The following is a 12,544-nucleotide window of genomic DNA, read 5'->3' as shown; positions in this document are numbered from 1 at the left end:
TTTAGTATCATAAAATCCCTGAAATAGTCTTAACGATATCACGATTGGCATCAACATTATGCACACGGACAATCTGACAACCCTTGCTAACAGCATAGCCAGATAGAGCAGCCGTTCCCTGATCGCGGTCCTTAGCTTGGGTATTTCCACCTAGTAGGTAGTCCACAACACGCTTACGAGAAATCCCAAAAAGAACAGGATAGCCCAAGGCAACGACCTTGTCCAAACCTTTTAGCAGGTCAATATTGTGTTGGACATTTTTCGCAAAGCCAAAGCCTGGATCAATCCAGATATTGTCCTTGTCCACACCTGCTTCCAAGGCGGCCTGGGCACGTTGACTAAGGAATGTACAGACATCTTCTGTGACATCATTGTATACTTCTTCTTTTTGATTATGCATGAGGATAATCGGCACATTCTTTTCAGCTGCTAAAGCTAGCATCTGACCATCATAGAGTCCAGCCCAGACATCATTTAGAATATCTGCCCCTGCTTCAAGAGCAGCTCTGGCAGTAGCTGTCTTATAGGTATCAATACTGATGAGCACATCATATTTTGCCTTGATAGCCTGAATAACTGGCACGATACGAGTAATCTCTTCTTCCTCAGTCACAAATTCTGCTCCTGGTCTTGTAGATTCGCCACCTACATCAATAATGGCAGCCCCCTGGGCAATCATACGCTCAACCTGAGCCAACGCATCCTCTACCGTGTCAAAATCGCCACCATCTGAGAAAGAATCAGGGGTGACATTCAAGATTCCCATAATACAGGACTTACCTGCAATCTCATGTTTGCCAATAAACATCTTAACTCCTAAAAATCACGCATCAATGAAAGAATTTCCTTGCGTTCTTCACGGTCTTCTTTATAAAGACCCTTAGCGACAGTTGTGATTGTCTTACTTCCTGGTTTCTTAATGCCTCGCATAGTCATGCACATGTGCTCTGCTTCAACCATGACAAAAACTCCTCGAGGATTCAGAGCTTCTTCAAGTGCTGTAGCAACTTGATCTGTAAGACGTTCTTGCAACTGTGGACGACGAGCAGCTACTTCAACCGCACGCGCTAATTTGGAAAGTCCTGTCACCTTGTCTCCACTTGGCAAATAGGCCACATGGGCCTTACCATAAAATGGAACCAAATGGTGCTCACACATAGAGTAAAAAGGAATATCCTTGACAAGGACAACTTCGTCATGGACTTCTGAAAAGACAGCTGTAAATTGATCCTTAGGGTCTTCATTTAGACCTGAAAACATTTCAGCATACATCTTAGCCACACGTTTTGGTGTGTCCAAAAGTCCCTCACGCTCAGGATTTTCACCGAGAGCTTCCAATAGTTGATAGACTGCTTGTTCTACTTTTTCTTGATTTGCCATAATTTCCTCTTGCAACGTTATAATACTATCTATTATACCTTATTTTGCTGGATTTTTCTTGCAAAAAATAAGATTTCCTAGCTACCTAAACCTCAAAAAAAGCGAAGACCACCTTTCATATAGAGGTTATCTTCGCTTATATTTTTTAGTCTTTCAAGTGGTAAGAATAGGATGAAACTACAATATTCTCACGCCATTTGAGATAATATTTCAATCGTAAACTCATTTGGTTGTGAAGCATGGTTTGCCATGATTTTTTAGGTACAAACTGAGGAATCATGACTGTCAAAGTCGCATTATCCTTCTCAGCTTGAGTGGCGACCTCGTCAACATACTGAATGGTTGACTGAGTGATTGAGCTGTACGGTGATTGGATATGAACCATCTCAATTTCAGGGAAATATTTTTTAAACTCTTGTTCAGTTTCCTTGTCCTTGTTCTCAGTATCCTTAGTAGATACATGCATGGCGATAACCTTGTCACCAATAGAACGCGCATAGGAAATAGCTCCGATATTAGCCTTGGTAACATTCCCAACGAGGATAAGAACAATATTTCCTTGATAATGGTGTTCTTCTACCGCTCCATCAATACGCAACTGTTGAGCAACACCATTATAGTGTTTTTTAATCTTAAGGAACATCCACATCAAGATTGCAATAATTGGGAAGAATGGCCAGATATCTCCTAAACGGAAAAGGAAGAGAATGAGAACAATAGCATAACAAATGAGGGCACCTAAGATATTAGCTAAAGAGTGTTTCCAGAATCCCTTACCATATTCACGAATCCAATGGATAACCATCCCCGTTTGAGAAAGAGCAAATGGAATGAATACACCGATGGTATAAAGCGGAATCAACCGTTCCGTATTTCCTCGGAAAATGAACAAAAGGGTAATGGCACCAATTGCAAGTGTCAAGATCCCATTAGAGTATCCCATACGCGCCCCTTTTTCAAGGTACATGTGAGGCATGTATTTATTTTTCGCCATATTAAAGGACAACATCGGAAAGGCTGAAAAACCTGTGTTAGCCGCTACTGCAAGAATCATGGCAGTAGAGAATTGGAAAACGTAAAATAGAATACTACCAATCCATGACTGACCGAGAATTTCTCTAGCCATTTGTGACAAGATGGTTACTCCTGCATGAGGTGTAATACCTGTCCACCAGTTGAGGAAGGTAATTCCCGCAAACATAGCCCCCAAAATGCTAGACATGATAAAGAGGGTTGAGGCTGCATTTTTGGCCTTAGGTTTCTTAAAGAAAGGCACCGCATTAGAGATAGCTTCTACCCCTGTCAATGAGGCAGAACCTGAAGTAAAGGCCCTTAAAATAAGAATCAATGACACACCTGTAATTGGTTGTCCTAAATGTGCTGTGGCTGCGTAAGGCATATGACCCGTTAAAATTTGAAAGAAACCAAATCCCAACAAGAAGAGCGTCGAAACAATGAAGAGATAAACGGGTATCATCAAAGATTTTGCCGATTCACGCATTCCCCTAAGGTTCATAACCATCAAAACAAGCACCAAAATCATTGATATTTCAAGATTGAAAGGATGCAGGAAGGGAAGGGCTGAAGTAATGGCATCTGCACCTGAGGCCACTGAAACAGCAACCGTCAACATGTAATCGACCAAAAGACTACCACCAGCTATCAAGCCAAACTTAGGAGACAGATTTTCCGTCGTTACCATATAGGCGCCACCACCTTGAGGATAGGCTTTGATAACCTGTCTATAAGAAATGGTAAGACTGGCCAAAAGGACGAGAACCAAAAGTCCAATAGGGATTGACCACCAAATAGCCGCACTAGATACAGCTGTCAGAACCAAGACGACCTGCTCTGGACCATAGGCGATAGATGAAAGTGCGTCACTCGACAACATGGCCAAGGCCTGAATCTTAGACAATAAGTGTTCATCACCACTATCATCATGAGTTAAAGGTTCACCGATTAAAATCTTTTTCAGACGTTGAAACATTGTGATCTCCTTATTTTTAAAACATACGAGGGCTATTATACGCCCTTAAATGTTATCTTTCAAGTCTTAAATATCACTTGCCTGCTCTAAAACCCATTTTCTGACCTGAGAAATGAAGTATAGAGATCCCGTAATCACATAAAGCTTCTTATGGTCAGTCGTCACATGTTCTCTAATCCATGTTTTGAAGTCTGGTACCTGCTTATAAGCTACTGGGTATTGATCTAATTTAACACTGTTTGGATAGTCAAAACTCGTTACAGTCAAGTCACCAACCGATTTTAGTTGGGCAAGCATGCCATCAATAGGCTTGGTATCAATCGCTGCAAAGAGAAGTTCAATCTCCTTATCTGCATATTCTGATTGCAACAAGTCAATCAAAACTTTAACACTCTCATTATTATGAGCACCATCAATCATAAGATTAGGTCTTAAAAATTCTGTTCGACCTCGCCAATTGGCATGAGCCAGGGCAACCTTTATGAGTTCAGGCGTTACTTTAGGATAATCTTTTTGAAGCAATAAAGAAGCCATGATAGCCAAGCTAGCATTTGCTACTTGGTGTTGACCGGCCATAGCCAAGGCTATATCATCTAACCTTTGCACTCCATAGGTAAAATCAAAGGAATGGCTTGACCCTGTAGCTGTGAAATCTCTCCCCAGCTCATAGGTCTTAGACCCTTCTTCACGCGCCTTCTTCTCGAAAACATCTCGAACATCAGTACGATCAGTCGCATAAATAAAGGGTGCCGCATTCTTCAAAACACCGGCCTTCTCAGCTGCAATTTCAGCATGGGTATTCCCCAAAATAGCCTGATGGTCTAAACCAATCGAAGGACATAGGACTGCCAAGGGCTTAAAGAGATTGGTTGAATCATGAAGACCACCCATTCCAGCTTCAATGAATGCGATATCCACAGGATGGACCTGACCAAAATAGAGGAACATCAAGACTGTGATAATTTCAAACTCTGTCGCATTTTCATGCTCTGTCTCTTTTGGTAGACGTTCAACCACAGGCTTCACACGATTAACCAGGTCAAGTAAGTCCTCTTCTGAAATCATCTGACCATTAAGAGAGATTCGTTCCTTGAAGTCAACAATATAGGGTGAAGTAAAGGTTCCAACTTCATAACCTGCTTGGGTGAAAATGGTTTGGAGGGCATTGACTGTAGACCCTTTGCCGTTTGTTCCCACGATATGCACAGCCTTGAAATTATCTTGTGGATTTCCCAACTCTTTAAGCATCCAAGCCATACGCTCCAAGCCAGGCTTGATGCCAAATTTTAATTGTCCATGAATCCAATCCAACGCTTCCTGATAAGTCATAATTACTCCTTTTTTAGGCCAATGCTTCAACTTAGTCATTAAGCCGACCTCAAAACTAGATTTCTAGTTTTTCCTTGAGCTTAATGCTTTGACGCTCTTATTATACCAAAGACTTCTAGGTATAACCAAAATATGCAAAAAAGGCAACCCTAGGGTCACCTCTTAAGCTTTCTCTTTTTCGTCAATAACAAGACGAACTTTTTTACCTTGAGTAGGTACCGAATAGACAATCGCTCTTATCGCCGTAATAGTACGTCCTTTTTTCCCGATAACACGCCCAATATCGGCTGGGGCAAGATCAAGATGGTACTCCAAAAACTCAGGACCGTCAATAATTTTGATGGTCAACTGATCTGGTGAAGCAATTAAAGGTTTAACGATAGCGATAATAAGATTTTCAATGGTATCCATAGGCTAAAAAATTATTTTGAGAATTTTGATTCGTGGAATTTCTTCATAACGCCTTCTTTTGAAAGGATGTTACGAACTGTATCTGAAGGTTGTGCACCTTTAGACAACCACTCAAGAACACGTTCTTCTTTAAGTGTTACTTGGTTTTCTTCAACGAGTGGGTTGTAAGTACCAACTGTTTCGATGAAACGTCCATCACGTGGAGCACGTGAATCTGCAACGTTAATACGGTAGAAAGGTTTTTTCTTAGAACCCATACGAGTCAAACGGATTTTTACTGCCATTTTTAATATCTCTTTTCTTTAGTTTTTTATTATGGTGAGGGCACTTATCGCCCCTCGACCTTAACTAGTATACCATATCATTTTTATGTGTCAAGAAAAAAACTTGACAGACTTAAAATTTCTACAAAAAAAGTTAGAGTTTGACTCTAACTTCCTTTTCGACTATTTCTTAGTTGTAGTCTTATGATTTTTTTCATAAGCTACCTTTGCTTCAGCATATTCAGCTTCTAAACCCTTAGCCGCTGCTTTTGATACTTTCTCATAAGTATCACGACTGGTCAACTTGCCATCCTCGTTGTAGGTAGAAACAACCAAGGTATCTTTATTAACAGTATAAGACTTGGTGCGTTTCCCTTTACGGTAGAGTCGGTAGTTATCTACGTTATCCGAAATATAGTAATCTACTAGATTCTTATCTGCATTAGGATAAAGTTGCGAGACAACTTTAGTCAACTCACGCTTAAATTCTGAAACTTCTTTAGTATAGGTGATTGATTTATTCCACTGATCAACAACTTGATATTCCTTCAAATAATCTGAAGCTGTAAAAGTAGGCTGATCCTCCTCACCTTTTTTATAAAAGTAAGAATGTGTTTGTAAATTATTAGACTGATCAACTTTAAGGAAAGAGACGTAAATTTCATCTTTATCTTCATGTTCTTTCAGAGCATTGGTTAACTTTCCAGAATTTTCGTCCAAGACCTTAGACGATTTTAATTCCCAAGTCCCCTCAATGTTCCCCGAAGCATTACGCCAAAAACCGTAGACACCACCAACAAGCAACATCAAAACAACAGCAACAAGACTAGAAATCAAGGCTCCTTTGCCCCAATTTTTGGCCTTTTGCGATTTTTGATTAGCGTTTTGAATCGTTTCTAGAAGACGAACCTGACTTTCCAATCTCTTTTCTAGTTTGGCAACTGTCTGTTCTTCCTTAGATTTAGCTTTAGCAGCTAATTTTTCAGCCTTTTTCTTATCCCGAGCAGCTTGACGAGCAAGCTTCTTAGCTGCTTTTTCTTCCTTATAATCAAGTTTTGTCAAATCCTCAGACAATCCAAGATGCTGTGCTTGGTTACTGAAAACTGGAATAGATTGATTAGGCTCACTCGAGGTATTCACAGAATGATTTCCTGCATCTGGACGGGTTGGCGCATAGCTTGCCAAACGCTCCTTAGCCTCTGCGACGCGTTTGCGTTGTTCCTCTTCTTTTTGAATATCCTCAGCCTGACGGCCCGACTGAATGGTTCTTACTTGACCAACAATCTCTTGAGATAGGGCCTTTCTCTTTTCTTGGGCCGCATTTGCCATAGCCTCTTGCGCGTTGTCACGCTCTTTCTGAGACTGGGCTAGTGCTCTGGCAGTTGCGGTTCCTTCTTCAAACTGTTGGTCAGCTGATGATTCTCCTTGATCAGCTACTTGGTGAGCCTCTGCACCTTCAGAGAGAACAAACTCTCCTCGTTCCAAGGCTTCTTTAAAGTCGATTGGTCTTGGTTTTCGGCCATTCACAGCCTCAAAGTACTCTAACCATTCGTCTTTCAACATAATAAATCCCCCTGAATTAAAAAACACATGATTAACTTCCCTATTTTACCATACTTTTTAACATAAAAATAGGGATTAACAAGAATTCTAAAAATTCTTATTAAATCCCCATTAATCTTCTTTTGGTGTAATAGACAATAATTGGACAAAACGGTGTTGTGCTGATTCCGTTTCAAGCGTGACATTATCGTATCTAAAGAGAATCTCTTCGATATTTGCCAAGCCCAATCCTCGACCTGTTCCTTTTGTTGAAAATCCTCTTTGTTTCAAAGGAGCCACATCAATAGAAGCTTCCTTAGTTGAATTCTCAACAACAATAACGGATTGATTTTCCATCTTAAAGATAGCGATAGATAATTTTGGTTCATCTGCTAATACAGTAGCTTCTATAGCATTATCACAAAGAATGGATATGATTGTAATCAAGTCGAGTGGACGCATATCTGTGAAGAAGACGCCCTCTTCAACCTCAACATGACATTGAATACCTTTATCAAAAGCTTCGGCTACTTTAGATGATAACAGACTCTTAAGCGGCATGTTGGTCACACGAGTTAATTTTGCCAAATCAAACTTTTGCTGCTTCAAATCTGATGCCGAATCTTTCAAGACACTATCATAAATCATCTTGATTTGGTCGATGTCTTTCATCTGAATGGCTTCATTAAGCGAAATCATAACATTAGTATAGTCGTGACGGAAACTGCGTAACGTTTCGTAAAGACTTTCGACTTGTTCAGAATACTTCTCTAGGTCATCCAAGTGACGACGATTTTCTTTTCTTCGCTCATTTTCAAAGTACTCATCTGCGTATCTATTAACACTGTAAACAGCATAAAGAATCGCTATATATCCAATCAAGGTTATAATATGGCCAGCATAATACAAATTAAAGAAACGCGAAGCCACAACTACGGAATAGTTCATAATCACATAAGCAATCAAAACAAAGTTAGTGAAAAACATAATCCGACCAAATTTGCGATCTCGCTCCAAGACCCTCAAGTATTTAAAATCAATATTAAGGAGTTTGGAAAGAGCGACAAATGTTGGAATAATTAAAAGATCAAAGAAAATGAAATAAAGATAGCTTTTGTTAAGGAAATCCGATGTGATACCAAATCCCGGCATCAAAAAGTAGGCATAACCATTAAAAATCAAAAGATAAAGAACAAGAGGATAGAAGGCATAAAATGCCAACATATTAGTGGTTCTTTCCTTGCCGTAGAAATAAGCATAGAAAAGAAGATAGAAGGGTGTCATAAAGGACAAACCGACATTATATGACATCCCCAGTATTCCCCCTATACATTCAACCAGGAACGCAATAGGAAGGATCATACGTGGTACCTTGACCAAGCTGGTCTTTTCGTAGATCCACTGTATGACAATGAAATGCAAAAGATATTCTAATGCAATTTGCAAATTGAGCATCATTTAATGGTTAGCCACCTCCTTCTAGTCATCTCTAAATATACAGCAAAAAGCCATAACACTATTCTATCACAATTCCTGATAATAGATGAGATAAAATTAAATCATTATCTCGAATTTCAGAAAACTTTCAATAATGATTAGAGAAGAAGGGGGAATCTAAGACCTAACGATTTTTCAAACGTTCCAAAAGTTCCTTTTTACGTGTCCGCGATAGGAGGCATGACTCGTTTTCCTCAAAGAAAACCATATTAGCTGTACGATCCACACTTGTCACATTATTCACATTGACAACAAAAGAGCGGTGTGTTTGGAAGAAAATATCATCCAATTTTGCTACTTCTGCAATTTTCCCATAGAATTCCACTAGGTTTGACTTGGTATGAGCGATTAACTTATGTGGCACAGGGGCTGTCTCAATGTATAAAATGTCATCATAAGGAATATTAACATCATTTTTATCCGTTTTAACAGTTAGACTCTGTGCCTTGGTTTCTTGCTCAACCTGTGAATAAGCAAAATCTAAAAGTTCTACTAAAGCTCTCTTAAGATCCACATCTTCCATGGATTTATCGACAAAGTCTAGAGCTTGAATCTTATAACGGAAGGTCAAGGGCATAAACTCCGAGTAAGCTGTAACAAAAGCAATTTGTGCTTTCAAGTCTTCCTTACGGATTTCAAGCCCAATATCTAGTCCCTGCTTAGTTTGATTTTTAAGGTCAATATCCAAAAGATAAACCATGGATTTACCCGAACCTCTATCAGCATCTAACAATTCCTGACCCTGTTCATAAAAAGTAATCCCATCAACAACGGCCTTCGACTCCTCAACTGCTTCGTCCAATAAACGACCAACACGATGACGCTGCAAGGCATCATCTTCAAGGACGATAATAGAAAGCATCTTATTTCCCTCTTTCTTTCTAATATACTTTAATATACCTATCTAATATTTTATCATAATTAATCGGATAATATTCCTTTTTTCACAGCATAAAGTCTTTTTATCTCACCTAATTTCATTTATAAAACAATTGTTATCCCATTGTCACTTTATATTCATTTTTAGGTGTTATCATGAGAGCTGTTTTTGTTTTAAATTAAAAAGGAGAAAGTTATGTTACATTCTTTTAAAACGCAAGGGACTAAGACAAAGACCTTGTTGACCCTTGCAACTGTCGGTATAATTAGTGCTTTTCTTGTAGGAAGTCCTCAGTATGCCTCTGCGGATCAAACCTATGTTTCAGATCCTAACCAGGCTCAAACATTTTCCGAACTTGAAACAGGTACAACTACAAATACCATCGCTCAAACAGGTGTTTCTACTGAAACACCTACTACTGTGACTACTATATCACATACCTCTGTGGATGATTTTCATACACATGAAAATGACTATGAACAAACTCCCACAAACACTCCAACTTTTGAGGAATTGAAACAAAATAGTCAAACAGCTAGCAGTACTGTCGACAGCCAGACTGGAATCAAAACCTATGAGACTAGAATTCCGACAAATACAGATAGCAATCATAAGGCTGTAGAAAACCAGTCTGAACCAAAGACCGAAACTGTCGCTCAAGCACAAACCTGGTCAAAAGATGGTGCCACATGGGTTTCAACAGAAATTAATAATGGTAATGTTCATAAGATTCTATCTACTTATATTCCAAAACCATTAACACCTTCTACAAAACCAACGACAACAGCTACACCAAAATCTAAACAATCAACTCCTGCTGTTAGTCAACCTAAAAAACCAGCCACAGTTGCTAACAAACCTACAACATCTACAACTCAACCTAAGAAACCAACGACTGTTGTAAACAAACCAGCGACTTCTACAACGACACAACCTAAGAAGCCAACAACGACTGTCACTAAACCGACAGCTCCTAAAGCCACTCCTATCCAACCTGCTAAACCAGTGGACCGAATTGCTCAAGTATGGCAAAAGAATAACGAACTCGTAAAAGAGAATTACGATACTCCTCACTGGTCAAGCAAGGAAGCGACAGTTTTCATCAATGCTAAAAATCCTGAAATCGTGAATGCCTACAAACAGGCTATCACTTCTTGGAATAACACTGGTGCCTTTAATTTCTTGCTCACTAACGATAAACAAAAAGCCAACATCATTGCTGATGAACGTTATGAAGGTAATGTGGCAGCTCCTCTTGGAGTTACCTACTCTACTTACTACCTCCCAACTAAGCAATATAGTAATGCTACTGTTTACTTGAACACCTTCCATGTTCAAAACAATTATTACCAAAAGAACGGTGGGAAACTCCTTAACACTGCGCAACACGAATTAGGACACTCAATTGGACTTGAACACAACAGTGCCGTTGCCTCTGTAATGGAACCTAAAGGTGGTAAGACAAGTATCCAACCTGTTGATATTAACAATGTTAAGAAACTCTATAGCAAGATTTAAGTTCTTACACCATCACTACAAATATAAGCAGACCTATCAGGTCCTGCTTTTTTTATACAAGTGAGATGACCATTCAAGACCAGAAAATGACTGTTCACGATTTTTTCTTACATATTTTAGAATTATGTAAAGTTTTCTTCATTTTTTTTGGTAAAATAGAAAATGTAAAGAGAGACCGGATGAGTTAGAAAACTCAACTTTGTTAGTTTTTGCTCATTATTCTCATAAGCAGAATAAAAATAGTCTAGGAACCCTTCTTAACATTTATACCTATCTTCCCCAAACACTTTTCCCCCATTCCTAGATTTCCAGATCTCTCCTAATAAAGAACGTCTAGCAACAGCAGCTAGGCGTTTTTTAGTGTAGTTAAAGGACATAGTCATCGATATTATCCCAGTAGATTTGTAAACACTCAGAAAAATTTTCACAAAATTACCATTCAGGACCAGAAAATGACTGTTCATGATTTTTTCTTACAAATTTAAAAAATATGTAAGTTTTCTCTGAATTTTTTTGGTACAATAGATAATGTAAAGAGAGACCTAATGAGTTATAGATAAGTATTCTATTATTTAAAACTTATTGTTCTCATAAACGTTTTCTAAATAGTCTAGGAACCCTTCTTAACATTTATACCTATCTTCCCCAAACACTTTTCCCCATTCCTAGATTATCAGATCTCTCACAAGAAAATCGTCTAGCTCACCCGGCTAGGCCTTTTTTCTTTTTCCATACTTTTGCTATAATAGAGTCATACCGTTTGAAAGGAACTCATAAAATGACTATAGATCAGCAACTTCTTTGCTACAAACGTTTACCAAACTGGACAGCTACAACACTGCCAGAAATGGTAACGCAAAAACACAATACTAAGGTGGGAACTTGGGCTAAATTGACCATTCTATCAGGATCTCTTCACTTCTACGAATTAGATGAAGAGGGGGAGGTTACTGCAGAGCACCTCTTTACCCCCGAGACAGAGATTCCTTTTGTTGAACCACAAGCTTGGCATCGCATCGCTGCTGCATCAGATGATTTGGAATGCTATCTTTCTTTTTACTGTAAACCTGAGGACTACATGGCTAAAAAGTATGATACTAAAGCCCACTCTGAGGTTCTTGAAGCAGTCCAATCTGGCCATATCAAACCTGGTCGCACCCTTGACCTAGGCTGTGGTCACGGTCGTAACGCTCTTTATTTGGCATCTCTTGGGCATGATGTTACAGCCGTTGATGTTAATAACGAAGCTACACAACGCATCCAAATGATTGCAGATGAGGAAAATTACAATGTTAGAGCTGGCTACTACGATATCAATGCTGCTGCTCTTCCTGAGTCTGAGACCTTTGATTTCATCCTCTCAACAGTCGTCTTTATGTTCCTTGATCCCGATCAAATTCCGTCTATTATCAAGAATATGCAAGAGCGTACTGTTGTCGGTGGTTACAACCTAATTGTTTGTGCCATGGACACTGAGGAGCACCCTTGTACCATGCCTTTCTCATTTACTTTTGAAGAAGGTGAGTTGAAAAACTACTATAGTGACTGGGAATTAGTCAAGTATAACGAAAATCTTGGTCACCTTCACCGTTTGGATGAATATGGCAATCCCATCGCCCTTCAATTTGCAACCATGTTAGCTAAGAAGGTTAAATAAGAGCGAATGGCTGTAAAAGAGTTGAGCACAGCTTGACTTATCTTCAAATCATAACCACCCGTCTAACGGGTGGTTTG

Annotated in this window: 11 protein-coding genes; 2 read left to right on the top strand and 9 right to left on the bottom strand. The window is 39.2% G+C overall.

The genetic code is table 11. The features are described from left to right. Positions 1 to 7: 7 nt before the first annotated feature. The 9 genes from folP to HMPREF2979_RS09215 form a co-directional block, all read right to left on the bottom strand. Positions 8 to 808, bottom strand: a complete 801-nt coding sequence (gene folP, locus HMPREF2979_RS09255; RefSeq protein WP_070656427.1) for a dihydropteroate synthase — start codon at positions 806 to 808, stop codon at positions 8 to 10. Positions 809 to 816: 8 nt separating this feature from the next. Further along, the gene (folE, locus tag HMPREF2979_RS09250) at positions 817 to 1,380 is read right to left on the bottom strand and encodes a GTP cyclohydrolase I FolE (protein ID WP_002884345.1); all 564 of its coding nucleotides are present in this window, start codon (positions 1,378 to 1,380) and stop codon (positions 817 to 819) included. A gap of 145 nt (positions 1,381 to 1,525) precedes the next feature. Beyond that, the gene (locus HMPREF2979_RS09245) at positions 1,526 to 3,370 is read right to left on the bottom strand and encodes an APC family permease (protein ID WP_070656424.1); all 1,845 of its coding nucleotides are present in this window, start codon (positions 3,368 to 3,370) and stop codon (positions 1,526 to 1,528) included. A 66-nt stretch (positions 3,371 to 3,436) separates the two neighbouring features. Further along, on the bottom strand, positions 3,437 to 4,699 hold the full coding sequence (locus HMPREF2979_RS09240; protein ID WP_070656421.1) for a bifunctional folylpolyglutamate synthase/dihydrofolate synthase: 1,263 nt from the start codon (positions 4,697 to 4,699) through the stop codon (positions 3,437 to 3,439). Between the two features lie 162 nt (positions 4,700 to 4,861). Next, the gene (locus HMPREF2979_RS09235; protein WP_002884680.1) at positions 4,862 to 5,110 is read right to left on the bottom strand and encodes a KH domain-containing protein; all 249 of its coding nucleotides are present in this window, start codon (positions 5,108 to 5,110) and stop codon (positions 4,862 to 4,864) included. An 11-nt stretch (positions 5,111 to 5,121) separates the two neighbouring features. Beyond that, positions 5,122 to 5,394 carry a 30S ribosomal protein S16 gene (gene rpsP, locus HMPREF2979_RS09230; protein ID WP_002884675.1) on the bottom strand — a complete coding sequence of 91 codons (273 nt, stop codon included), beginning with the start codon at positions 5,392 to 5,394 and terminating at the stop codon, positions 5,122 to 5,124. Positions 5,395 to 5,556: 162 nt separating this feature from the next. After that, positions 5,557 to 6,936, bottom strand: coding sequence for a hypothetical protein (locus tag HMPREF2979_RS09225; protein WP_070576954.1), 1,380 nt, complete (start codon positions 6,934 to 6,936; stop codon positions 5,557 to 5,559). A 111-nt stretch (positions 6,937 to 7,047) separates the two neighbouring features. Beyond that, positions 7,048 to 8,226 carry a sensor histidine kinase gene (locus HMPREF2979_RS09220; protein ID WP_070656610.1) on the bottom strand — a complete coding sequence of 393 codons (1,179 nt, stop codon included), beginning with the start codon at positions 8,224 to 8,226 and terminating at the stop codon, positions 7,048 to 7,050. 310 nt (positions 8,227 to 8,536) lie between these two features. Next, entirely contained in the window at positions 8,537 to 9,274 is a 738-nt protein-coding gene (locus HMPREF2979_RS09215; protein ID WP_021143758.1) for a LytR/AlgR family response regulator transcription factor, read from the bottom strand. A 213-nt stretch (positions 9,275 to 9,487) separates the two neighbouring features. Here HMPREF2979_RS09215 and HMPREF2979_RS09210 point away from each other — a divergent pair, with 213 nt between their 5' ends. Then, complete coding sequence (locus tag HMPREF2979_RS09210) at positions 9,488 to 10,810, top strand: matrixin family metalloprotease (RefSeq protein WP_060972227.1); 1,323 nt, start codon at positions 9,488 to 9,490, stop codon at positions 10,808 to 10,810. Between the two features lie 778 nt (positions 10,811 to 11,588). After that, positions 11,589 to 12,467, top strand: a complete 879-nt coding sequence (gene tehB / locus HMPREF2979_RS09200) for an SAM-dependent methyltransferase TehB (RefSeq protein WP_070656418.1) — start codon at positions 11,589 to 11,591, stop codon at positions 12,465 to 12,467. Positions 12,468 to 12,544 lie beyond the last annotated feature (77 nt).

It is taken from the genome of Streptococcus sp. HMSC078H12, from assembly GCF_001814615.1.
In the GTDB taxonomy this organism is placed as follows: domain Bacteria; phylum Bacillota; class Bacilli; order Lactobacillales; family Streptococcaceae; genus Streptococcus; species Streptococcus salivarius_F.
Note: the sequence above shows the minus strand (reverse complement) of the source record. Positions and strands in the feature narration are given on the sequence as shown.